Origin of the sequence: Methanosarcina sp. MSH10X1 (assembly GCF_004099695.1) — an archaeon.
Taxonomy (GTDB): domain Archaea; phylum Halobacteriota; class Methanosarcinia; order Methanosarcinales; family Methanosarcinaceae; genus Methanosarcina.
Genome location: NZ_SCHL01000018.1, coordinates 17,542 through 43,402, shown reverse-complemented (window position 1 = coordinate 43,402; position 25,861 = coordinate 17,542). Strand labels below are relative to the sequence as shown.

The following is a 25,861-nucleotide window of genomic DNA, read 5'->3' as shown; positions in this document are numbered from 1 at the left end:
CAGATTTCTCTTTTGTCCCCTCCCCTGTCAGCCTATTTTTTCCTCTCGACCCGGGAAAAGTTTTTAAACATGAAAATTTTTATAATGTTGCATGTCTATATTAAGAGATTCAGGCAATTATTAAAAATGCTAATTTCGGATTATTATGTACGGTTATTATAACCCCCCGTTTTCAGTTGAGAAGGAAGGAATTTCCATCTCTGTGGAAAACAACGGACAGCACTGGATGTACAGAAGGACGCTTGGAACCGATAAAGTAGAGAAGATTATCCTTGGGGATGGAAAGCGCCTGATAATAAATCCGGTAGAACCCTTAAACACGCCTAAAGAAATTACCCCAAATCTGCTGATAGAGTTTGAGAATACTCTGCTTCTTGCCGGAAGTGCAAAAAGAAGAATTTTCCTGACTTTTCCGATAGAGATAGGCGTTTTCATCTCCGATAAAGGAGAGAAAAATATCCAGCTTCTGGATGTGATGAGCCTGGCAAGGCAGAAATTCACCCTTTACGGGGAGGTTTCAAACGGAGTTCTCTGTAAGCACTGGAAAAGCAAGGTATATTCAATTTCTCCTTCTCCCAATCCTCTGGAGGAGGGAATTCTTGAACTGACCCTTCGGAATACTTCCTCGGATTGGGCGTCGATTTCAAAGGCAGTCTTCAGTGCATATGGTATGAAACTTTACTATGGAGGGGATGGTGATGCTTTCATGCGGGCACGTATGGACATTCTTAACAGGAATACGGCTGAAACAGGTTTTGAGCTACAGCATATTAGCGGGGAGCTAAAAAGCAGCCCCTTGAAAGACTTTAAAACCAGGAAAGAAGCTTTCGGGGTTTACAGCCTTCAGAAGCTTGGTTTCGTACCCCTTAAATTTTACATGGAGTGGGGCTTTTGATACTGGATATTAACCTTCTCGATATTGTCCTGTACAATACCTCCAAGGCGCCTGTAACCCTGGGAGACCTGCTGAAATTTGTGCTTATTTTGTTTCTCTCCATCTTTCTTACCAAAATTCTCACAATTTATCTTCGAAGGTCCCTGAAGGATAAAGTCAGCAAAGATGTGGGTGAGACCCTTCTCAAAATCCTCTATTACGGCATACTTATTATCGTTTCTATTTCGATCCTTCCTCTCATCGGGCTTAATCCCTCAGCACTTCTGGTGGCGGGAGGAGTCACAGGTATCATCCTCGGTTTTGCAAGCCAGAACATTGTGGGAAATCTGGTTTCGGGTTTTTTCCTGATGGTGGAAAGGCCAATAAAAATCGGGGACCAGGTGGAGATCAGCGGAATCTCAGGCTATGTGACCGATATTCGCATAATCTCGACTCTCATAAGGACCTATGACGGGCTCCTTGTCCGCCTGCCCAACCAGCAGGTCTTTACAACAAATATCACAAATATTGTCGGGCACCCTGTCCGACGGTTTGAGTATACAATCAGGATCCGTTACAGTGACGATGCAGATGCTGCAATCTTTCTTATCAAAGACCTTATCGACAAAGAACCCTTTGCTCTCCTGAATCCCGCGCCCTCGGTTTTCGTAAATGATCTCGGGGACAGTTCGGTAAATCTTACTGTCAGGATCTGGGCGCCTGTTAATGAGTGGTTCGGGATAAAAACCAGAATCCTGTGGAATATAAAAAAGACCCTGGAAGAATATGGTATAGAGATTCCTTTACCTCAGCGCATAATCCGCATTCAGAGCGATGTAAAAAAGATTCCTGAAGAACTGATACCGGGAAAAGAAATCGAGAGCGTATTAAATTATGAGGAGAGGGTTTTAGCCTGAGTAAACCTGTTAGCCTGCTCCTCAATGTCTTCATCACGTTAAACGCCACAAACCCCTCAATTGATTAAGAACAATTGATTAAGAACAATTGATTAAGAACAATTGATTAAGAACAATTGATTAAGAACAATTGATTAAGAAGCCCAATTGTTGCCATCAATGAAGCCTCTTTCCTAAATAAAAAAGACTGCGACTAATCTGAGGCAAGCTATTACTATCTGCGATGTAATAGTAGTTTTGTATAAAATAAAATGGATTTTTGCATAAGATGAAGTCAGTGCTAACAAACGGGTATAATAAACTGATATTTTATCACACAAAGGTAGCGGTCTTATGAAATCAAAATCGGTTAAAGAGTTTATAGCTTCAGGGATGTTAAAAGGGTCCCTGGCTCTAGGGGCATTGCTGTCTTTTGCAGTTTTTCCGGAAGAAAAGGCTTCCGAGAACGCAGAGAAGTCCTATGAAGTCACAAATAAGGAATCCGGATCCGGAGAGGTCAGTGCCGATAAGGTTACTACGGAATGGAATGATACGTATCTTTTCAGCAGCAGGGAAGATGCTTCGGAAGAACTTGAGAAATTAAATAAGAAATCGCAGGAGATAAACGAAACTTTCCGTCCTAAGTTTGAAAAGCTCTCCGGACATGATTTGCTCGGTTTTCTGGAAAGTGAAAAGGAGTATTCGAAATCGCTGGAGGTTCTATATACCTATGCACACACTCAGCTGAGTAAAAATGTAAATGAACCGTTTTTTATTTCCCTTGTAGGAAGTGTCCAGGATCTGTTTACCGAATATAAAAAAGCCAGAGCCTTTGCAACCGTAAAATTGACTTCGCTCGGGGAAGAGGAATGGGACAGGCTCTTCTCTGAAGAACCCGGGCTTGAGGCTTACAGGGCTTATCTTGCAGCCAGTTATATTAGGTTTTCAGAGCACAGGCCGGTGAATGAGACCCAGGCTATGTATCTTGCAGAGCTTGAAAACCAGCGCATGAAACTTGAGACTGAAGCGCTTTCTCAAATTACGAATAAAGTCACGAGAGCAGGCGAGATAACGCTTGAGAACGGAGAGAAATTTTCCGTCAATTCCCAGTCCTACAACACTCTGCTTTCCACAGATCCGAGCCGGGAAAACAGGAAAAGGTGTTATGATAAGAGGTTCTACCACCTGATAAAAGAGTCCGAATCTATGGCGTCTCTCTACTGCAAAAAAGCCCGGATTGACGATCTTGTTGCAGGGGAGCTTAAATACGCAGATTTCTATGACTATACCCTGTATAATCTCTATCTTACCCGTGCTCAGATTGATGACATGAACGCCGTTTTCAAGCAGAGAAAAGGAATATTTGAGGACTATAACGAATTCAGGAGGAACAGGCTCGGACTTGAGGCGCTCAAACCATACGACCTTATGCTGCAACTGACAAACGAACCCGGGAAAAAATATGCTTACATAGACGCTGTGAGAGAGATTGAGAAATCCTATTCCGGAATGGATCCCAATTTTAAAGAGATCTTTTTTAAAATGGTAACCGGGAGCTTCATAGATGTATATCCCGACCCTGAACACGGAAAACAGCCAGGAGGATACTGTACCGACTCCTGCGCCCTGAAAGCTCCTCCTCTTATCTTTATGAACTATGACGGCCTCATCAGGGACCAGAAAACCCTGACGCATGAACTTGGGCATGCCGTTAATTTCTACCTCATGGGCAATTCCGTGGATTACCTTTACTGCTCGGGTACGATTTACGAGATGGAGATTCCTTCAACTTTCAACGAAGAGCTCCTTGTTGACCATGTTGTCGAAAGTTCGGATAAGGATACCGCAATTGCCGTACTCTCCCAGCAGATAGATGATTACCAGAACTTTTTTACCAGGCAGCCCTTAATCACGGAATTCGAATATAGAGCGCACAGGCTCTGTGCAGAAAAAGAAACGGTAACCGGGGTGGAACTTAACGCTATCTGGACGAGCCTGTCTAAAGAATACAGGAGCCCTTCAGTTGAGTATTATCCTGAGGATTCCGCAGAATGGACTTACATCAATCATATTTACCTGACAAGCAACTACTATACCTTCAATTACTCGGTTTCAAAGGCAATAACCCTGGCTCTCTTCAAGCAGTATGGAAAAGATCCGGAAACTTTCAACAAAAATTACATAGCCTATCTCTCGGCAGGTTCGACAATGCCTCCCGAAGCAAAACTTATCAAGTACTTCGGGATCGAAATCAACAGACAGCTCTTTGAGGACGCAATGGATGTCGTTGAATCAAGGATTCGGGAGTTGTATAACCTGGCAAAAAAATAACCCTGAAAAAAGAGATCTGGAGAAAGGAGAATCAGGATACGAAGGAAGTATAGCGAGAAATGAGAAAAAGCCAGCACACGCCTGATTGCTCTTATATTCTTTTCTCAAGCGAGTCCCGGATAGTTTTGACGGTCAGGGCGCCAGGGGTTCCTTTCATGTTATGGGGCGGCCAGGCTCCTGATTTAATCTCTTCGGAGTTCTCATCGTGCTCGTCTTCGAGAAGCAGTATAACTTTTATGTCTTCCGGGACCCCGTCAACCATTTTTGCGCCGCATTCCGTAAGTTCCCTGAAAGCCTCTCTCCCTTTTGTTTCATCGAAAGGTGCTGTACACCCTTTTACGATATTCGTTTTAAAACCTCTCTCAAGGAAACCCATGCTATTAATGTATATGCAGACTTCCTCAACCAGACCTGTTATGAAGACTTCATTGATTCCCAGTTCTGCAATTTTCAACTCGAGTTCGGGATTCATAAAGGCGTTGACGTGATCTTTCGAAAGCCTGAAAACGCTGACTGTTCCCCGATTTACTGCTTTTATTACCAGCCTGGCAATATTATCAACTATAGCTTTTCCCATAGGGGCTACAAGTTTTCCCTCATATAACGTCCCTTTATAATCATATGTATCGTACACAAAATCGTTAGTCATATCTATAATAACCAGAGCTTTCAAAGTTTCACCTTTTTTCATTGACTCCATACCAGGCTCACCCCTTCTCAATCCGATCTGTATTTTTCTCTATCTGTAAATTACTGCACGAATAACATAAATCTTTTTGGAACTTCAAAATCTTTTTGGAACTTCATGTAGTCTGCTTAAGTTTAACGTTTTAGATTTCATAACTACAATCGGATTGAGAAATTCATTCAAATTGCAAATATTATAGAAAAATATTTACCTGTACCCTATGTTTATAAATATATGAACACTGTTACAAGTCCGGTTACTACAATGACTACTCAAGCGGTACCTGGAGAAATAGTAGTTTCAATTTTTTTTATTTTGACGGCACTTGTATTCATTTATTTTTACAGAAAAAAGAGTAAAATTTGAAGACAGATCGGGTCCGTTTTTTCCATTAATAATATAATTATTAATATAATTATTAATTCTTAATATAATTCTTAATCTAACTATTAATTAATAATTGTATTATTAACACAATTATTAACACAACTATTAATATAATTCTTAATATAATTCTTAATACAATTATTAATATGATTATTAATTGACAGTCATAATTGAAGTTTATAGTTTTTTGCCTGGCTTTGTCGATTATCCGCCTGCAACAGGCGGAATAAGGACTACGGTATCCCCTTCATTTAACTCTGTTTGGGGCCCTTTAAGGAATTCTATATCCCTGCCGTTAACAAGAAACATAACTCTGGGATTCTTATCCTCAAAGGGCTTTCCAACTGCTTCTTCGAAATCTGCTCCGAAGCGAGATTCCAGAATCTCAAGCAGGGATTTCACTGTATTGCCTGGACTTATTTCGAACGGGATTTCGTGCGCTCCGACGATTTCACGGATTGAAGCAAGGAATCTTACGTTTACTTTCATTTTATCATCCCGCCTGAAACCCCTTAGCTTTACTTAACCCGTAACCTGAGCCTTAAGCAACTGTACCAAGCTGCATCTTCCGATTTCTGGAGATCCCGAGTTCTTTTAACTTTTCCTCAGCAGGTCTTCCGTCAACCCAGCCTCTGAGTTCGTAATATCTGTCAATCATTTCAGGTACATGGGAAATTTGCCCTTTGGAGGGACCGCTTGAAACCGCTTCTTCGGTGAGGCGCTTTGGAAGTACATCCTCTTCTCTGGCAAGCCCATAACTGTTATTTATCAAACGCTCGAGGTTTGTGATCCTCTCTCCTATCTTTAGCAGTTTTTCAGGATCAAGTTCCATACCTGTAATCGCTTGCAGCATGCCCGCATACTGGGGAAGCCCTATTGCAAAACTTGTGAACAGACAAATTACAGTTGAGTTTATCGCAGAGACCATATCCTGCATGAAAATTGTCCATTCAGGCTTGCCTTCAGTGGAATACGGATCGAGCTTTTTCGGTAACCCGATAATCTCGGCAGGAATGGTATAGCCATAAACATGGTCGCCTCCACGGTTCGCAGTCGCATACTCAAGCCCTATCCCCTGAATCGGGCGTGGATCGTAGGCTGGCAACTCCATACCCTTGACATTTATAGAAAACTCCGAAGCATTGTACTTCTCTGCAAGCTTTCTCGAACCAAGTGCAAGGTCGGCTCCGAACCCGGCTTTATACGCTGTTCTCCAGACACAATCTACCATTGCCGCTGCATCCCCGAATTTCAGAGTCAAGCCCTGCAGACGTTCCTCAGGGATTTTTCCTTTCTCAACAAGTTCCATGGCGCAGGCAATAGTCCCTCCCATAGAGATCGTGTCGATCCCGAACTCATTACAGTAATGATTTGCTTTTATGACTGCATCAAGCTCTTTTACTCCACAGTTCGACCCGAGAGCGAAAATAGTCTCATATTCCGGACCCTCCGTGTATTTGATGCTGAAGGGGCCCTCGGGAACACTGGACTTCCTTCCGCAGATAATGGGACAGCCCCAGCAGCCAATCGTGCCTGTAAGATAGGTTGAGGTAAGCCGTTCTCCGCTTTGCTCATCGGCTTCAGGGAAATGACTGTTCTGGAAGTTTCTTGAAGAATATGCGCCATGCGCATTCACTATATTTACAAGGACCGCAGTTCCGTAAACGTGCAGTCCGCCTTTCGGACCCGTAACCGGGTTTTCCCTGATAAGTTTCATCGCCTCTGCGACCTCTTCGACAAGCATCTCAGGGTTTGCATCTTTCGGCCTTTCGTTTCCTGAAACCACTATCGCCTTCAGCTTTTTACTGCCCATGACAGCGCCCGATCCTGTCCTGCCCGCTGTCCTGTATTCGTCATTCATTATACAGGCCATGGAAATCAGGTTTTCACCGGCAGGACCTATGCAGGCGACTGAGGTTTTTCTGGGATTCTTCGTAGTCCTGTCAATGAGTTCAGCCGTGACATTAATCGTGGTCATGCCCCAGATATCAGGAGCTTCCACGAGTTCGGCTTTCCCGTCCATAATGCTCAGGTAAACCGGTTTATCCGAGATTCCGCGGACAATCACGCCGTCATATCCAGCAAACTTCAGGTATGTTCCCCACTTTCCTCCCGAATTTCCGCTCCCCAATCCTCCGGTCAGGGGGGATTTACTGGTAAGGATATGATAACGCCCGCTTGTAGGCACTCTTCCTCCTGTTGCCGGTCCGGTCATAAAAATCAGGAGGTTGTCCGGATCAAACGGCTGGATATCCTCTCTGAGCTCGTCATATATGAATTTCAGGCCAAGCCCTTTTCCTCCGATGTACATCTTCAGGACTTCTTCATCAAGCGGTATATCCTTAAGCTCTCCACTTTCAAGATTAACATCCAAAATTTTCCCTAAGTAGCCCCCTAACATAGATAACCTTCCCCAAAGATTTTATTTTCAATTTATTCAAATGACAGCCTCAATCGGTTTCTAGCCCGGTTCTCCTTCTCTCACAAAAATTTCCTGACCAAAGCTGCCCGAATAGAGTACATTTTGAGTATAATCTCAATTTTAATAGTATTTAATTATGCTAAAGTTCCTTTATAAAAGTATTCACATAAAATAAGTTCCTGTGAGTACGCAAATAAATCCTGTAAATGCGAGAAATCTCATTCAGGACATCTGTGAATATTCAGGCCTTTGTGATATGTTCGTACCTTATCCTAGCTCTTGTAATCCCTGGTATCTGCCCCCACACGCCGATATATTCTCCCTGGATTACGAGTGCCCCCTTTATTCCCGGAATTCCCTTTACGGCTTTGAAAGAAGCTTCTACTGATTCTTTTCCTGTACCCACCTCGTTTCCAAGAGCCGTTGCAGCCGCATCTGCCAGGGACACGTCATCCGAGAATACAGCAGCTGCATCTGCAATCCCGAAACTGATTGAGGGCCCAACCGTACCGGCTGAAGTGCATACGCCTGTAATCGAATCTCTGGGTTCGAAAACCAGGCCCAGATTTTTAACGGAGGACTGTCCGGCGTAGATCCCAACCACTACAGGCCTGTCATTAATGAGTGCAATATCCCCACCATTATCCACAATCGCATACCTTGCCCCTGCATCAACCATAGCTTCCACTGCAAGCGCAGAAATCGTACCTGCAACCGCACTCATCGGACCTATTCCCATAGTGTTTCCGGCTTTTACCATCCTTTTTACAACTTCAGGCGCATTTTCCGGACATTCGTAAGGTTCGAGAGTAAGCTGAAAATAAGGATCGGAAAGAATGAAAGTCTCAAGGGCTGCCCTGTGGGTGCGAATTGCTTCTTTTGCAGCCTCGATATGAGCCTGCCTGTCAGCCGCAATCGTAACTATGGTTTCCCTGAGCTGGAAATGTTCCTTGATCGGGCCACCGTCAGGTTCTTTAGCGGGTTCTTTCATGGGATCTGGCATGCTGATCCAGATAGGGTTTATTGCTTAAAAAAGGTATTATCCAAATTCCATAAATCCTTTCAAAAAAATCCTTGATCGCAAGCCTTTTCAAAAAAGGCTTGAGCGAAAACTTTTTCAAAAAAAGTTTTATCAAAAACGCGTGCTTTATCTAGACCGGAGTAACCGGAGCGTGATAAACTGGCGCAACGCAAGCCTTTTCAAAAAAAGTTTGAGCAAAAACTCACGATTTATCTATACTGGTGTAACCGGAGCGTGATCGACCGGCGCAACGGTCGCGGCACAACGGTCGCGGGTCAACGGTTTGTTTGAAAAAGGGGCTTTTTAAACCAGGCCCCTGCGCCTTTCACTTTTATATTCTTCAAAGAGGCTTTGAAGTTCGTCCTGTTTGGCTTGGTGGCGTTTGTCATCGGCTTCTTTTTCCCAGGCTGCGATTGCGGCTTTGAGGGTTTCGGGTTCAGCCATTGCAAAGTCTTCAGCCCTTTCGAGCGGGATGTCTTTTAAAACCGGCACATCTCCTTTGAAGAAGGTTTCGTTTGCTGCGTGCGAAATGTCCTCCGGAATAAGTACGGCGCGGACTCCGGCTTCTACAAGAATCTGCGCGGTTGCAGCCCCTCCTCCGCTTGGGTTTTCGAGGAAAACCACGTCGCCTGTCTTAAGCCCGTATTTCTCCTTTGTTTCTGCAATGGATTCCTTCGTAAAAGCGGCAATAACCTTGACAGCGGTACCTTCGCCGCGGACCTCCATCTTCTGGATTTTACGTAGCTTGTTACTTCTGCGCCGCAGTTCCTTTACGGTTTTATTCTTATTGCTTACCTCTTTTTTCAGGCTTTCAATCGTCTCGTCCCTTATCCGGATTTCTTTAGATTTCCGTATTTCCCCGTAGGCTTCCTTCTTGAAACTATTCAGCCTTGATTCAAGCTTTGAGATTTTCCTGTCTTTTGCGATCAGTTCTTGCTTTAATTCCTCAAGATATTCCTGCAGGTTCTGTATCTGCTCGCTCTGCCGCTGGGCAGTTTCCCTCATTTTCAGGAGGGTCTCATCGACTGGTCTGTCTTCCTGTTTTTCAGCACGCTCTCTTGATTTTGGTTTTTCAGGCTCACCTGAAACCCGAACTTTTTCAATTGCAGCCTCTATCGAAGCTCCGCGGATTACATGCAACTTTATTAGCTCAAGATCTGCGTTTTGAGGAGCTTTCTTTTCAATCCGGGTAAAAATATTCTTATAACTTCTGTAGGTGAGAAGAGCCGCAGTCAGTGCATCCCTTTCATGGTCATTGGAGTAACCGAAGGTCTTCCCAACTGCAATTTTTTCCTCGGCAGAAACCTCGATCCCCGGACTTGCAGGCACGGCATTGAAACTCCTTCTTATTTTCTCAACCGAGCCCGGCATGGGAGTCACATCACTGGCTATTACTGCAGGTTTTCCGTATTCTGCTATAAGTTTGACCACTTCGTCAGGAGCAATTCCCCTGAAGCTTTTCAAGTACAGAAGGTCTCCGTCAAGTGAGAGAATAGCTATTCCTACGGTTGTTCCTGGATCGATTCCCACGATTGTAAATTTACGCCTCGTATTCTTCGGTTTTAGGGGAACGTATCGGATTTTATCGCGTTCAACGCTTCTTACGCTTACCTGAGCATCATTGCTTGCCATTGGATGTATCGGGATCTCTCCGCGTTTTGCATAAACAGTGAATTCGGACCTGACATACCCTCCGAAGCCTTTTACGTTTACGGCTTCGAACCTGATGCCTTTTTCCCTGGAGAGATCTTTCAGGGCATTTTCAATTTCTCTGCTCCTTTGCAGCACAGCCCCATGTACCTTCCTGCGGTACCGGTTCTGGCTCCAGCCTCCCCTTCCCAGAGAGCGGGCTCTGCTGACTTTAATCTTTGTGATGTCTTCAAAGAGGGAAACCTCATGCCCAACCCCCATTTCCGCAAGGCGGGCACATGCTTCGGCTTCATCATTCGGGTTTTCGGGATCAAGTGAAAGCCCGTGTTTCCGTGCAAGCCTGACAAGCGGTTCAGGGTGCAGCCCACCTGTGACCTGAACAAGTTTAACGCCTTCAGGCAGCCGTTCCATAAGAGAAAGAAGTTCGTTTCTGTCGGCTGCAAGCTCGAAAATATTGTCAACAGCTATTATCTCCGGCTTTTCCCTCTGGATCATGTTGAAGATCTTCTGGCGACGGAGCATACTTTGATGGGAAACTTCGCCGTCCTTAAGGATAGCAAGTGCATATCTGGGAAGTTCCCTTGCCCTGGGAGAGCCCCGGGCAATATCGATTCCATAGATAATCCTTTTTTGCATGAGCGTCTATATTTTATTTTTTATAGAATATATATTTAACTGCACTCAATTTTATTATTTAAATCTATTTATTAATATGATCTCTAAAGTCATTTTATACGAAAAACCCATTTTACATGAATCTCAGGAATACGGAGCAATGCTCAGGATAACTTTCCAGCCGTCTCAAAGGGAGCAGGTCTCGGGAGCCTGTAAATAATAAACCTGTTCAGGGTTGCCTGCGATCATTCGGGAAATATGCAAAAAATAAGATGAAAGGATTAGTAGCCTTTCATACATTGTTTCCATATCAGATTTAAGTCTTCGGTTTCATACGCCAAAGTCAACACTCTTTTTTATAACTTTTTATTATTGCCGCTAATTTTTCCTATTTTTTGAGGCGGTTCATAACCTGTGATAGACAGCCTTTCCGGCACTGTCATTGTTTAAGCTGCCTGCAGGTCCGGAATTCTCAGTTGTCTTTGAGGCAGTAAGGTCAGTAAGTTCATCAGGACTGGAAGTTTCAAGCTCTGCACCGGAGTCTGCAGGATTTATACCTGGATTTATAAAATCTGTACCCGGATCTGTAACAGGAAGCTCCTGCTGCGGATCGGATACGGGCACAAGAGGCAGGTAATCCGTAACGTTCGTTCCATTATACTTCATATCTGCGATGCCGTTTTTGTCCCTGTCCGGTGCGGTCTGGGAGAAGCCTGTCCCGTCTGGGCTTGCCCAAAAGTTGCCTCCCATATAAGGTCCCCCTACAATGTTTGTGCCTGTCTTCTTTACCGTGTTCCAGGTATTTCTCCTGTTTCCTACATGTACATTCAAAGTATTATTGAGATAATTATTGAATATAGTGTTATTGTCACAGGCTGGACACATTGAAAGACCTGAAACATAATTGAAAGCAAGAATATTTCCTGAAAGCGTACTGTTATCCGTATAGTTCAGGCGAATACCCCAGTTGCTTTCTTTAACGGCATTCCCAGAAATTAAGCTATAGTTTGAATGTGATATCCACATTCCATACCTGATATTCTCAAAGAGACTGTTCTCTGAGATTATACTCAGGTTTGAGTTTGTCAGGTAAATCCCCATATCGTTCCTGCTTATAGTATTATTGCTGAGGTTGTTGCTGCTCGAATTTATTAGATAAAAACCGAATCCCGCATTCGAACCTACAAGGTTCCCGGTAAGGTTGTTGTCACTGCAATTATTCTCCAGGACAACTCCGTGATGGTTTGAATCAACACTGTTGTTTGAGAGTACATTTCCTTCCGAATGCATGAGCTGGACCCCGTATTTCCCGCTCAGGTTCATTTTATTGTCCGAAATCGTGTTATTTTTTGAATTACTCAGGTACAGCCCGAGATAATTCTCTGAAAGGTCATTATTGCATATATCACAGTAGCTGCACCCGGTTAAATAAATCCCTGTTACGCGAGCGTGCTGGGCTGACCGGACTTTAAACCCGCTAATTGTCGTATTATTTGCCCATATGCGAAATACGTTTGCGCCCGGATTGTTTGCTGTAATTACCGTATCTTCGGGATTTCCGGAATCTGACATTATTGTCAGGTTTTGTGTGCCGATTACAATATTCTCGGTGTAATTGCCTGGTTTCACAATTATTACATCACCTGAACTTGTATTGTTTACCGCAGCCTGTATAGATTCTCCCGGCTGGACAAGGATTTCAACCGCAGTTCCAGTACTCGAGCCTAATATGAAAATAAGAAAAGCTAAAAATAAGCTGATAAACCTGTTTATGTAAATCCCCCGCATTAAATATAAATTATTAATTAAACTTTTATTAATAGGCTAGAATTTAAACATTAAATAATATTAATATATTGGATTACAATAATATCAAAATAAAGAGATAAAACTATAAAACAAAGGGTAGCCAATAGATAGTATACTGCTAATTAACCGTGAAATTTTTCTTTTCGGTATTGAATGCCTCTATAATGAATCTCAACACCTGGCTCACGCAAAAACTACCTCTGTACTTAACATGAAGTGTTACAATTGTTAAAACAGGAAGGGTTAAGGTAAGTAAAAGGTATAAGCGTAATGAATCGAAAAAGGAATAAAATGAATCAAAATTGAAAATAAGATGAAGCCAGGAAAGCTTCATCCCATTTACTTAATACTGAAATTTTTTCCTTCAACTTCTCAGTTCTTTATTTTTCTTTTATGCCTGAATACCGTAAGGAAAGAAGCTAAAACGTAAACCGCTTCAAATCCGGGTATGCTAGCGATTTTTCCTGTCTCAGGTTTTTGTCCTTCCTCATTTCCTGGTGCTCTATTGTCCTGTTCAGTATCCTGGGCATCGTTTGCAGGCTCATTTTCAGTTCCTGCTTCTTTCACTATGGCTTCTGAAACAGTACACATGTAGATATCCGGGTTTCCGTTACGATCATCCCACCATACAATTTTGTCATCGTAGACGGCAGGGGTTGATTGGTTAGATTCATTTGCTGTAATCCGGGTTTCCACGGAACTGGAAAGGTTGTACATATAAATGTCAGTGTTTCCATTACGGTCATCCTCCCATACTATTCTGTCCCCATATATGGGAGTTGACCACTTCTGGTTTGACTCATTAGTGGTGATTTGAATTTCCTTTGAAGCAGAGAGGTCGTACATGTAGACATCTGCATTTTTGTCCTCAAGTTTGTTTCCATTGCGCCAGTCCATCCAGACTATCCTGTCCCCGTAAATAAAAGGAAGTTCCTGATTTAATTCGCTGGTAGTGAGCCGGGTTTCCGTGGAAGTGGAAAGATCATACATATAGATATCGTGGTTTCCGTTGCGGTTATCCTCCCAGACTATCCTGTCCCCGTGGATATAGGGATAATACTGACCGAATTCACTGGTCGTGATCTGGCTTTCTTTAGAAGTAGAAAGGTCGTACATAAAGATGTCCCAGTTCCCTTCGTACTCCTCATCAGCATTTATACTTCCTCCGCTGCGACCGTCGTTGTAGACTATCCTGTCGCCGTAAATAATGGGGTACTCCTGATCCGACTCATTTGTAGTAATTTGAGTTTCTCTGGAAGTGGAGAGATCGTACATGTAGATATCGAAATTTCCATTGCGGTCATCCATCCACACTATCCTGTTCCCGTGGACGGTAGGCCAGGTCTGGTTTGACTCACTGGTAGTAATCCGGGTTTCAGTGGATGTAGAGATATTATACATGTAGATATCGGAATTTCCATTGCGTTCATCTGTCCAGACTATCCTGTCCCCGTAAATAGCAGGATACGATTGATCGGATTCATTAGTGGTAATAAGGGTTTCATTTAATTCGCTAATATAAATCTTAGATTCGTTTACCGTATGTGCATTATTTTGTGCAGAGGCTGCCAGTGCCGCAGGCAATATGGATATCAATAAAATAAAAACCAGAATCATTGAAGCAAAAGCCGTTGAGCGCAGCTTTTTTTTGTCTCTCATTTATTCTACCCTCTATATCTTTTACCTGTTTTTCTATAAAAAAATGCTAATATTGTCTACTCTCTAATAAATTTTAAAGCTTTCTTTAAAATCCGGATTTCTGGAGTTTTCCTGAACTGTAATAATTCATTCTGAAGCAGGAATAAATTGAATCTAACATCCGTAAAAATATACATTAAAATATATATTAAAGGCAAAAATCGAATCCAATATTTGCAAAAATCAGATTGGAAGTAAAATCAAAACCTATATTTTAAAAGACAGATTAGAAATAAAAAATAAAATCTAGAGTCCGGAGACCCAAATGAGCTTAAGAAGAGTTAAATCATGAATTCGATTTGAGCTTGTTGAAATTAATCTGGACTCTCTTAAGCCAGTGTTTAACGAGTGACAAAAAAGGGAATAAGATGGATATTCCAATATCTTTTATTCTTTATCTTAAGCTCTTTATCCATTTATTCTCTTAATCAACTATTTTTACTTTCTCTTATACCGAAACACAGCAAGCAGGCAGACTACTCCGCATACCACTTCAAATCCAGGCATATTTGTGCTCTTACCTGTTCCGGATTCCTTTCCAGTTTCGGCTTCCGGCTCAGTTTCCGATGCTTTGCTGTCCTGTAAGGGGTTCCGGGTGTCAGTTCCGGTTTCGTTTTCGGCTTCGGATCCTTTCTCCGCGGCTTTACCTGTTATTGCAAAGAATGAGAATCCGGGTGTTTTGGCTGTAAAGTACAGGTACCTCTTGTCTTCTCCTGAAAGGGATACCGGCAGTTGTACCCATTCTTTGCCGCTGTACCTGCTGAGCGTGATTGAATTTCGGTCAATTTTTCTGTCATGCAGCCAGGTTTTTTCAATCTTGAAACATACCACGGGATCTTTTACATCCTTTGAGGTTATTATTCCGTTGTTTCCACACCAGATATTAAAGAACCTGTATACTTCACCTGAAGGCGTTTCGGGGACCAGATCGGATTTCTTTTTCAGCATTTCGGCAGTAGCCTCAGTTTTTCCCGGGCTTTTCTCTGCATCGAAGCTCATATACACAACACAGGTTGAATTCTGAGTAAAATTGAAGCCTATCTCTTTTCCAGCAGTAACCAATGCCTCTGATATTTCTTTTACATCAACGTTCGTTGCCGGTTCAGGAGATGCACGTGTGCTGGCTTTATGGCCGCGACCGGAGTTTTCTCCAGCCAGTACGGTTATCGTAACCTTTTTTGAATCAATTCCGATCTCGTTAACCGCAGTGAGCCTGACTGTATAATTCCCGGGCTTTGGGTAAACATGAACAAAACTCGCATCCGTGGAATCTATAGTCCCATCACTGTCAAGATCCCAGCTTCTTGATTTCACGTTCTCGGACAGGTCCGTAAAAAGGACAGAAAGAGGTGCATCCCCGCATGTGACATTGGTGTTTAATTTTGCAACAGGAAATTCCGATTCAGATCTTTTCTCCAAAAAAATGCATATGTAGATATCGGAATTTCCATTGCGTTCATCCTGCCAGACTATCCTGTTCCCATAGATAGCAGGCGACTGCTGATCCGACTTATCTGCAGTTATCCGGGTCTCTCTGGATGTAGAAAGATCATACATATAGATGTCGGAGTCTCCATTGCGTTCATCCTGCCATACTACCTTATCGCAGTAGATATCAGGATTTTGCACTCTTACACTACCTTTTGTGAGCTGAGTTTCCGTAGATGTTAAGATGTCGTATACGCAGATGTCAGAGTAGTCAGTATCGACTTCGCTTACTTCACCGCGTCTGTCTACCCATACTATTGTGTTGTCATAGACTGCGGGAAACTCCTGATTAGAATCATCAGTGGTGATCCGGGTTTCCTTACTTTCAGAAAAATTATACGTGTAGATATCGAAGTTTCCGTTACGCCTATCTTCCCACACTATTAGATCCCCATAGATTCTAGGAAGAAAAGCTTGTCCGCTGTTACTTATTCGGGTTTCCCTGGAGGTAGAGAGATTATACATGTAGATATCGTAATTTCCATTGCGATCCTCCGTCCAGACTATTCTGTCCCCGTAAATTTCGGGGTAACCCTGCCATAAATTTAAACCGCCGGTGGAGATCGGAGTTTTTGTTAAGCTGGAAAGATCGTACATGTAGATATCCAGGTTTGAACCATAACCGAGAACACGCGTCCATACAATCCTGTCATTGTAAATCCTGGGGGATATATTGCTTATATACACGCGATCTACGTGAGGATTCGTATTATACTTATTATGTATACTCGCATCTAAGCCGTCGGTGGTTATCTGGTTCTTCCCTGAGGTGGACAGATTGTAAATATAAATATCCGAATAAAAGTAATGGTCCTGGGTCACCTGGGGTCCATCTATCCAAATTATCCTGTCGCCATAGATATCAGGTAATGTCTGATCGGATTCATTGTCAGTTATTTGAATTTCTCTTAGAATGAGCTCACTGTCTGCATGCTCTACAGGAAATGAGCTTAGTGGAAGGTAGTCAAAATCACTCTCATTAATATTATAGGGCAGGTCGCAAATCCCATCCTTATCCGAATCAACGCAGGTCCGCGAAAAACCGGTTCCATCAGGCTTCGCCCAGAAATTGCCTCCAGAATAAGGACCTCCGACAATACTGGTTCCCGATGTTTTTGTGATATTAAAGGCGGCATTATGAATACCCCACTCGTAATTTGCTTTTTCAGTGTAATTAAAAAAGTTAATTGTATTGTTGAAAAAATTGTTGAATATGAGGCTCTTTCCTTCTAAAAAAACCTCACCAGGGGTCTGGTCAAGATAAATCCCACACTTTTTATTTAATTCTATTACGTTGCCCACAACATTGATCCCGAGGGAAGAGCTGCCTGCCGATATTCCAATCTCGTTTTTTGAGATTGTATTATTTGTGATATTTGCTGTTGAGGATTCACCTATCGATATTCCGATATTATTTTTTGAAATTGTGTTACTTTTTATGGTTCCGTCAGAGAGATAGGCAAGTTGTATTCCCACGGTGTTTGAAGTTATTGTATTATTAGTTACGTAATTGTGACCGCAGATAAAAGGCATAAAAATGGCGCAGATAGTGCTGGAAATTGAATTATTATCTATAGTATTGCCGCCGGATTCAGAAAGGACAATTCCGTAACCATTATCGATTCCGCTAAAAATGTTGTTTTTGAGAATCCTGTTTTCATCCGAACCCGCCAGGCTTATACCGCCCTTTAAAAATGTGTTATTAAGGATGATATTACACGTCGGTTCTCTGCCTGCATATATAGAAATGTTCCCTTTAAAAAATACATTATCGGAAAATGTACAATTATGAAACTCGGAACTGATGCCTGAACTGTCCCCAAGAAATATATTCCTCTCAACAGTAGCATTATAACATTGATTACCGTCGATGCCGTGTTTCAGGAACTTATTGTTCTTAACAGTACAGTTTTTAACCGGATAGTGAGAACCGGAGTTACCAGGGTGCGCGTATCCTGTTAAGGTTAAACCTTCCTGTATACTGAATCCATTCACAGTAATATTATTTTCATTGATTTTGAACGCCTTAACCGACGTGTCCTCAGGATTTCCGGATTGTGAAAGGATGCTTATATTTTGCGTTCCGACATACACAATTTCATTATAGGTGCCAGGCAAAACAAAAATTATATCCCCTGGAAAGGAATTATTTACTGCATCCTGAATCGATACAAAATCCGCTTCTCCATTATCATCTACCTTACTTTCCTTCGCCGACGCAATAAAAGAGATGGAAGTTAAAAATAAAAAAACAAGAAATGTTGAAATTAGAACCATCCTGAATAGCTTTTCGTTACTTTCCATTTCCTCTCCGTCCTTATTTATCTGCATAACAATAATAATAGAGTATCTCCAATACTTTAATAATTTTCTTTAACGCTGGCTCCAGGGAAACTCTATATTAAAGGAACGATAAGGGATGAAAACCGAATTGGAAAAATCCGAGAAAAATACCGGATATAAAAATATAAATTAAAAAGAAAAGTAACAGAAAATTTTAGAAATCTCAAATGGGCTCGGAAATGCATTTGTCAAAAATGCATTTGTCAAAAATACTTTTGTCAGAAATACTTGTGTCAAGAACACTTTTGTCAAAAACACGTTTGTCAAAAATGCATTTGTCAAATGTTTCTTTCCCGAGCAATCCGGGCATTCGAATGTGAGAGCGAATAACTTTCAGATATATCACAACTAAAGAATAAATATTCTAAATCCATTAACAGGGTCAAACGGTTGCTGTTTGAGGAATCTGTTGTTTGAAGTGGACAGAACTTAATCTCTATCTTAAGACTATTTTTTCGAGGCAATTATTTTGAAATCCTATGCTTTCAGGTTTCCTTCTCTGTATCTTCTTCAGTTTTTTCGGCTTCGGTTTTTCCAGTCTCAATTTTTTTGATCTCTATCTCTTCAGCTTCGAATTTTTCGGCTTCTATCTCTTCAGCCTCAAATTCTTCGGCTTCGAATTCTTCGGCTTCAATCTCTTCAACCTCAAATTCTTCGGCTTCGAAGTTTTCGGCTCCAAAGCCCTCCTCCTGAAGTATATCCTCTTCAAAAATTTTTTCTTCCGGCTCTTCCTCAAGCTCCCATTCTTCTGCATTACCGCCGACCCTGTTCTCTTCGCCTTCTTTTTTGTCTCCTGCATTTCGGGGCGCCTGACTCTTAATTTCACGGATCGTTTCTTCAAGCTCCCTTTTAATTCCGTATTTCCGGTAGAAATGAGTCAGTACATTCGAAACGTCCCTTTCGAGAATTTCATCAGCATGAGGGTGCTCAGGCGTGATATACTGAGGCCAGTCAATTAGCTGGACACCTTCTTCGGAAGCAAAAATATTGTACTCACTTAAATCGGCGTGGATGATTCCCAGCGAATAGGTAATTTTCACCTGTTTGAGAATCTCATCAAGATACCATTCAGGGTCAAGAAGTTTTGTTTTTGAGAGAAGGCTGCCTTTCGCAAGTTCCATGACTATTGCATGCCTGTTATGGTCAAAAGGCTTCGGGATTGAGACTTTGGGATACAGGGCAGCCATGATCCCGTACTCCCGCTGGGCGGCAAGCCTGGCTGCATAGATCCAGGAAAAGTGTTCCCTTTCCCCCAGATGCTCACGCACCCGCTTTATCTGCTTGAAACTGGTTCGCCCTTCCCTGTGGAACTTGATCACGACCGGGACAGGCTCCCCAATCGCGAGCTCGGGAGGCAGGATCGCTTCATAAATAACCGATTCCTTTCCTACCCCGACTTCGTCCCCGATTGCACTGATACTTTTTCGCTTGACAAAGGCATTGAGGGCAAGGACATCATATCCTTCGAAGTAAATCTGATAACCTTCATATGGCTGCGTTGTCCTGACCACAAGCTTATTCCGGACAAGCTTCTTCAGCCTGTACTCCAGCTTTTCAAAAGGCAGCCTGGTGTATTTATTCAATTCGTCAATAGGCACCCATTCAAAATGCTTCATTCCGGTCTCAATGCCAGTCAGGATCCTGAAATCCTTTGAGTCAAGCTCCTTAAAAACCCTCAGCGCTTCGTCGATCATCTTGATAGTACTATGATCCACGATATTTAAATAATGACTCCTCACGACCTTTTATAATCTGGATTGAATTCTCTGCGCCCGATATGGTATGGAAAGCGAGACAGCGTGGGGTTCTAGAAGATACTTGCAATCTGAAATGAAGAAATAGAATTAGCTTTTCTGCATGTCGGCGGCATTTATAGAGTTTGAGTAAACTATTGTAAATAGCTTCGCTAAAACATATGATTTCTGTCAAGCTATTCTGCGGGTTTTAAAGAAAATGCCGGAAAAAGCTAGAAACAGGGACGAATTGAAAGTAATAAACTTAAAAGTTAAGGAAAGATTCTGAGATTAGAAGTTAGATCTCAGATTTGTATTTCCTGTTCAATTGTTGATCATTTACTCCAGCAGCTTGATCATTTCTCTCCCAAAAGCATACAGGTCAGCAGGGCTTCTTGAGGATACAAAGTTTCCGTCTATAACAACTTCCTTGTCCTCGTAATGCGCTCCTGCGGCTATAATATCGTCCCTTATGCCAATCCAGCAGGTTGCTTTCCTTCCTTTTATAAGGCCTGCGGAGATAAGAACCTGAGGACCGTGGCAGATTGCAGCAACAGGCTTGTTTTCCTTGAAAAAATGCCTTGCAATCTCAAGGGCGCTCTCGTCTAGCCTCATTTTTTCAGGACCCTTTCCTCCGGAAATTACGAGAATATCGTAATCTGCAGGGTTTACATCCTTAAAAGCAACGTCAGCCTCAATCTCATACCCCTGCTTTCCTTTTATCGGTCCCTTTTTCATTGAGGCTATATGCGTTGTAATTCCTTCTTCTTTCAGGCGGTGGTAAGGATAGAAAAGTTCAAGATCTTCAAAACCATCGGCTCCGAATACAAGTGCTTTCATATGAAACTCCCCCAGTTTTATGTTACGGTTTAAACGTATGTCTTTAATTTACAGGATTAATTTACAGTTCAATTTACAGTTCAATTTACAGGTTTAATTTTCGTATCTGATTTTCAGATTTAATTTGCGAATGAAAGATTATTCCTGAAGCACATATACCTTGTCTGACTTCGAAAATAAAACAGGTAAAGCCCGGCCCTGTCTGGCAGGCTTAAATTGCTTCCAGTGCCTGCTCAAGATCCGCAATTATGTCTTCGGAAGCCTCGATCCCTACCGAGAGCCTGACGAGCCCGTCAGTTATGCCTACGCTCCTTCTCACTGAACATGGGACACATGCATGGGTCATCGATGCAGGATGCTGGATCAGGGTATCCGTAGCCCCGAGGCTTACGGCAAGAGAGCAGAGTTTTACATTATCCATGAGCTTCCTCCCTGCTTCGATTCCGCCCTTTATTTCAAAAGAGAGCATACCGCTGAATCCGCTCATTTGCTTGCTTGCAAGTTCGTGCTGGGGATGGCTCGGAAGTCCGGGATACCTGACCCATTCAACCTCGGGGCGGGATTCTAGAAATTCCGCAATTTTCATGGCGTTTTCAGCATGCCTTTCCATCCGGATGTGCAGGGTTTTAAGCCCTCTGATACAGAGCCAGGCTTCATGGGGACCCATAATGCCTCCCGTATACCCGACAATTGAAGACATGCGATTCATGAAATCCTTGCTTCCTGCAGCAATTCCGCCAAGCAGGTCCGCGTGCCCGCCTATGTATTTTGTACAGCTACTCAGGGAAAGGTCTGCGCCAAGCTCAAGAGGTCTCTGGAAATAAGGGGTTGAAAAAGTGTTATCCACGACGCAGAGAGCCCCGTTTTCCTTCGCCATGCCTGCGATCTCCGTGATATCGCATACAGTGAGTGTGGGATTGGCAGGGCTCTCAAGAAAGACCATTTTTGTTTCGGGTCTGAAAGCTTGTCTCACATTTTCGGTTTCAGAGGTATCTACAAAACTGACCTCGATCCCAAGCCCCGGCAAAACCTGGGAAAAGAGGCTGTAAGTGCAGCCGTATACCACATCCGTTGATATAAGGTGGTCTCCCTGCCTGAGGGAAGTGAGTGCGATTGCGGTAATTGCTGCCATTCCAGAGGCAAAGGTCTGCCCTGTTTCTCCACCTTCAAGCTCAGCAAATTTTTCAGCCAGAACTGCATGTGTGGGGGTATTAGGAGGAATTCTGGCATACACGTATCCTGCTTCCTCTCCTGCAAACCTTGCTGTCCCCTGACTGACATTTTCAAAAATAAACGTTGAAGTCTGGAATATAGGAGTCGTATGCGCCCCGAATACCGGATCCGGCTTTTCTGCTGCGTGTACACATTTTGTTGCGAACTTCACTTTTCTTTCCATCTCCCCAAGCCCCTTCAAAATCAATCTCCAGAATAAGTATTTGCTTTTCGGGTAATTATTTGTTTGGCGGGAAGAAATATCCGGCTTTCGGGAGGTTAATAAAGAAAATTTGATTTTATCTTCAGGCATTATTACGCTGTGTCAGAAATTTTAAAAATATAGCGGGTATATATGTGGAGCAAAAGGTACGATTAATAAAAAGACAGATTTGCTCTATATGCAGTTTAAAACGATACAGGAAGACCTTCAGTGATAAAATCCATACTCGATAACGACCTTTATAAATTCACCATGCAACTTGCAGTGCTTGAACTTTTTCCCAGAGCTGAAGCTGAATACCGGTTTACCAACCGGGGTCCTCAGCGCTTTTCTAAGGAATTTGTAGAAGAACTGGAGAGGATTATAAGAGAAGATATCTCAAAGTTAGCATTGACGGAAGAAGAATACGGCTGGCTTTCCGGGCACTGCCCTTACCTGAAACCCATGTACCTGGAATATCTTAAAAATTTCCGCTTCAAGCCAGATGAGGTAAAAGTCTGCCTTACCGAAGAAAAAGATCTCGATATTCGTATAAAAGGCCCGTGGCACAGTACTATTCTCTGGGAAATTGTTCTTATGGCTGCGGTTTCCGAGCTCTATTTCACAACCCTGGAAAAAGCATGGAAAGAGGACTCGAAAAATAGCTGCACTTCCGAACCCGTACTGGCTGCTTATGAGAGCACAATCTTTGAGATGGGAAAATCCCTTGAGGAAAATAACTGCCTCTTTTCGGAATTCGGAACCCGCAGGCGAAGAAGTTCCGAGCTTCACGACCGTGTGATGAAAATCCTCACTGGAATGAAAACCCTTATGGGAACAAGCAATGTTTATTTTGCAAAAAAATACGGCCTGAAACCGATCGGGACAGTCGGGCACGAGTGGATTATGGGCACCTCGGCGCTTGTAGGGCTAAGGTATGCAAACCGGTTTGCTTTTGAAAACTGGATAGAAGTTTATAACGGAGACCTGGGAATTGCTCTTACGGACACTTTCGGCTCGAATGCCTTTTTCAAGGACATGGATCTGAAGCTATCGAAAATTTACGATGGTTTCAGGCACGACAGTGGAGACCCTTACGACTTTGTGGATACTGTGATAGAGCACTACCGGAAAATGGGTATTGACCCCATGAAAAAGTTAATCGTTTTCAGTGATGCCCTCAACGCGGATACAGCAATTCAGCTCAAGAAATACTGCGAAGGCAAAATCAATTGCAGCTTTGGCATAGGCACGAGCCTTACCAATAATTCCGACTTCTTCCGCGAAAGCCCCCCTCTTAACATGGTCATAAAGCTGCACAGCATTGACGGCATTCCTGTCGTAAAACTGAGCGACTCTCCGGAAAAGGAAACCGGAGAAAGAGATGCCATAAGGGTTGCAAATTATATTTTCGGAAGAAAAGGTCTCGATGAATGAGTAAAAAATTAAAATCACGTATAAAACTTCTGGAATAACCTGCATTAAACCGGTTTGCTTTTGAAGGTACGAAGTGGATAAAGATTACACAGGGCAATAAAAAATGGGAAAATTGACAGCATTAATAAAATTAAAAAAATAAAAAAATGAAAAACGGAAAAGAGGTTAAATAAAGCAAAAAGTGAAATGAAAAATCGAAGTTCAGCACGATATTTCCGGTTTTCATGACACAGATACAGAATGTGTATAGACCTCCAGACCCTGCTGGTCGAGATCCTCAGAGAATTGGGGATCTCTTGTGTAAGCGTCTGTAAGGTCATTCTTCAGTGCAGCCCGCACAAAGAATCTAATTTCTTCGGTTTCATTATTCAGTGTTTCACTACTTATTGTTTCATTATTCAGGGTTTCGCTACTTATTGTTTCATTATTCAGGGTTTCATTCTCGGTTATTAGTGTCAGATTGAGGTTTTCTTCCTGTCCCTTAACCCATTCGTGTTCGACAAGTTCTACAAGTATATATTGCGCAGGAAGCTCCCCAGCTTTCCCCTGAATCGGGCTTCCTTCCGGATATATCTTTATATCGTCGCCTGTTCCTTCCGCTTTTACCAGTTCTCCGCCATCAGGGAAAGAAACCGAAATGTAACCCTCACTTGCGTTTCGCCCTTCATTTTTTACGGTTATGGAAATATTGACAGCTCCACCTTTAGAAATCTCGTGAGTAGTGTTGATTTTGACACCTGTAACTTTCGGTAAAGGAAAAGCCGCAGATACGGGACCGAGTTGTATAATAGCAATGTCAGAATTGCCTGTTATTGAATAATTCGAACCATTTTCCGGCATGGAACCTGAATCGTGTGTTAAAGGATTGTTTGCTATTAGAGAATTATCTTCTGATATAGAATAATTTTCTGCTGTAGAACTATCTCCTGCCTCAAAGTTGTTTACTACCGTATTTTCTGCTTCGGAGTTATTCTCTGCCGTGGAATCGTTTGTTACTGCAGGGCTATAACTGATTATAGAGTTATCAGAATCACCTGATAAAGCAGAAGTCAAGCTATCCATCGTGGAATTGCCTGAAATGTTCTGTCGGCTATGCGCAGCAAAAACGATTTTTGAGCCGTCAGGGCTCCATCTGGGGATCGAATCAATCATTCCGGCGCTGTTCGTAAGCCTGGTCCTGTAATTTCCTTCTATATCCCTGAGCCAGATTTCAGGCTTACCTCCTTCGTCCGAAACGTACACTATTCTTTTTCCATCAGGGCTAAAGGAAGGATTCCATTCCCCGTATGGAGTATCCGTCAGCTGAGTCTGGTTTGTGCCATACCAGTCTATTACCCAGAGATCAGGCTTTTCCTTTGAGTTTTTAGCGCTGTACAGGACCTTCAGGCCGAGAGGGCACCAGTCTTTTCCCATTCCAATATTTTCGGAATTGCCGAGCCTGTGCTTGCTGCTCCCATCCCTATCAACTATCCAGAGCTGGGAAGGTGAATCTCCCGATTTTTGCGTGTATACGATTTTCCGTCCCAGCCGGCACCAGGCTCCCCAACCTTCGGACTTATCGGGATCGTCTGCAACAGGGCTTATTGTTCCGTTCTCAAGATTTACAAGGTAGAGGCTAGGCTGGGAATCAATTGACTTTGTTATAACCAGCTCTGTTCCATTGGGATTTATATCGCTAAAGCCAGTAAAGTTTCCTTCCGCTATGCCTGTTCGCCTTATCTCGCTTCCGTTTGCTCTCATTGTATACGATTCGGAATTTCCGGGTCCGTTTCTCTGAACCGTGTACATAATATGATTTCCATCGGCAGTCCATACCGGGAATAATTCCGGTTCCGGGCTGTCAGTAAGAAAAGTAATGTTTTCCACAAGATCTTCCGGGTAAATTTCTTCTCCATAACCTTCGACCTCTCCTGTAACAACACAAATCAAGCCCGAATCGGAATAAAAATAATTCTGTGAAGTATTCTGCGTTACGTTCCATCCAGGCTCCCCCGTAAAATTACCGTATCCGGATACGGTCTCAGGTTCTGCACCTGCAGGTAGGGTAAGAAATACAAGAGATAAAAATAAGGATAGATACCTGCACATTATTCTCATGAATTATCACCGTTAACTTAAAAAAATTGATTCTATGAATATAAATTATTAATTATATAATATATAGAAACCATGGTTCATATTATACATATCGAGCTTAATTCAGGATCATGTTTAT

General features: G+C 42.7%; 16 protein-coding genes. 4 read left to right on the top strand and 12 right to left on the bottom strand.

What is annotated here, in order from left to right:
- Positions 1-145 precede the first annotated feature (145 nt).
- From EQO05_RS12265 to EQO05_RS12255, 3 genes are all read left to right on the top strand, one after another.
- Complete coding sequence (locus tag EQO05_RS12265; RefSeq protein ID WP_128506921.1) at positions 146-895, top strand: DUF432 domain-containing protein; 750 nt, start codon at positions 146-148, stop codon at positions 893-895.
- The gene (locus EQO05_RS12260; RefSeq protein WP_128506919.1) at positions 883-1,791 is read left to right on the top strand and encodes a mechanosensitive ion channel family protein; all 909 of its coding nucleotides are present in this window, start codon (positions 883-885) and stop codon (positions 1,789-1,791) included. Before EQO05_RS12265 ends, EQO05_RS12260 begins: the two co-directional genes overlap by 13 nt.
- A 333-nt stretch (positions 1,792-2,124) precedes the next feature.
- Entirely contained in the window at positions 2,125-4,101 is a 1,977-nt protein-coding gene (locus EQO05_RS12255) for a M3 family oligoendopeptidase (RefSeq protein WP_240664644.1), read from the top strand.
- Between the two features lie 91 nt (positions 4,102-4,192).
- Here EQO05_RS12255 and EQO05_RS12250 read toward each other — a convergent pair whose 3' ends face one another.
- From EQO05_RS12250 to EQO05_RS12200, 11 genes are all read right to left on the bottom strand, one after another.
- Complete coding sequence (locus EQO05_RS12250) at positions 4,193-4,801, bottom strand: cysteine hydrolase family protein (RefSeq protein WP_128506917.1); 609 nt, start codon at positions 4,799-4,801, stop codon at positions 4,193-4,195.
- A gap of 579 nt (positions 4,802-5,380) precedes the next feature.
- Positions 5,381-5,665 (bottom strand): MoaD/ThiS family protein, encoded by a 285-nt coding sequence (locus EQO05_RS12245; protein WP_128506915.1) that lies wholly within the window; start codon positions 5,663-5,665, stop codon positions 5,381-5,383.
- A gap of 52 nt (positions 5,666-5,717) precedes the next feature.
- Positions 5,718-7,550, bottom strand: a complete 1,833-nt coding sequence (locus tag EQO05_RS12240; RefSeq protein WP_240664642.1) for an aldehyde ferredoxin oxidoreductase family protein — start codon at positions 7,548-7,550, stop codon at positions 5,718-5,720.
- A 289-nt stretch (positions 7,551-7,839) separates the two neighbouring features.
- Complete coding sequence (locus EQO05_RS12235) at positions 7,840-8,601, bottom strand: UPF0280 family protein (RefSeq protein WP_128506912.1); 762 nt, start codon at positions 8,599-8,601, stop codon at positions 7,840-7,842.
- Positions 8,602-8,922: 321 nt separating this feature from the next.
- Positions 8,923-10,905, bottom strand: coding sequence for a DUF460 domain-containing protein (locus EQO05_RS12230; RefSeq protein ID WP_128506910.1), 1,983 nt, complete (start codon positions 10,903-10,905; stop codon positions 8,923-8,925).
- Between the two features lie 384 nt (positions 10,906-11,289).
- Complete coding sequence (locus tag EQO05_RS12225) at positions 11,290-12,672, bottom strand: nitrous oxide reductase family maturation protein NosD (protein ID WP_128506908.1); 1,383 nt, start codon at positions 12,670-12,672, stop codon at positions 11,290-11,292.
- 393 nt (positions 12,673-13,065) lie between these two features.
- Complete coding sequence (locus EQO05_RS12220; protein ID WP_128506906.1) at positions 13,066-14,352, bottom strand: PD40 domain-containing protein; 1,287 nt, start codon at positions 14,350-14,352, stop codon at positions 13,066-13,068.
- Positions 14,353-14,829: 477 nt separating this feature from the next.
- Positions 14,830-18,183, bottom strand: coding sequence for a PGF-pre-PGF domain-containing protein (locus EQO05_RS12215; RefSeq protein WP_164888548.1), 3,354 nt, complete (start codon positions 18,181-18,183; stop codon positions 14,830-14,832).
- Positions 18,184-18,707: 524 nt separating this feature from the next.
- Positions 18,708-19,937 (bottom strand): serine/threonine-protein kinase RIO2, encoded by a 1,230-nt coding sequence (locus EQO05_RS12210; RefSeq protein ID WP_240664640.1) that lies wholly within the window; start codon positions 19,935-19,937, stop codon positions 18,708-18,710.
- Between the two features lie 357 nt (positions 19,938-20,294).
- Complete coding sequence (locus EQO05_RS12205; protein ID WP_128506902.1) at positions 20,295-20,795, bottom strand: type 1 glutamine amidotransferase domain-containing protein; 501 nt, start codon at positions 20,793-20,795, stop codon at positions 20,295-20,297.
- 211 nt (positions 20,796-21,006) lie between these two features.
- Positions 21,007-22,209 (bottom strand): PLP-dependent aspartate aminotransferase family protein, encoded by a 1,203-nt coding sequence (locus tag EQO05_RS12200; RefSeq protein WP_240664638.1) that lies wholly within the window; start codon positions 22,207-22,209, stop codon positions 21,007-21,009.
- A gap of 231 nt (positions 22,210-22,440) precedes the next feature.
- On the opposite strand from EQO05_RS12200, the gene pncB reads away from it, so the two are divergent.
- The gene (gene pncB / locus EQO05_RS12195; protein ID WP_128506900.1) at positions 22,441-23,646 is read left to right on the top strand and encodes a nicotinate phosphoribosyltransferase; all 1,206 of its coding nucleotides are present in this window, start codon (positions 22,441-22,443) and stop codon (positions 23,644-23,646) included.
- Positions 23,647-23,868: 222 nt separating this feature from the next.
- Here pncB and EQO05_RS12190 read toward each other — a convergent pair whose 3' ends face one another.
- On the bottom strand, positions 23,869-25,743 hold the full coding sequence (locus tag EQO05_RS12190) for a TolB family protein (RefSeq protein WP_128506898.1): 1,875 nt from the start codon (positions 25,741-25,743) through the stop codon (positions 23,869-23,871).
- Positions 25,744-25,861 lie beyond the last annotated feature (118 nt).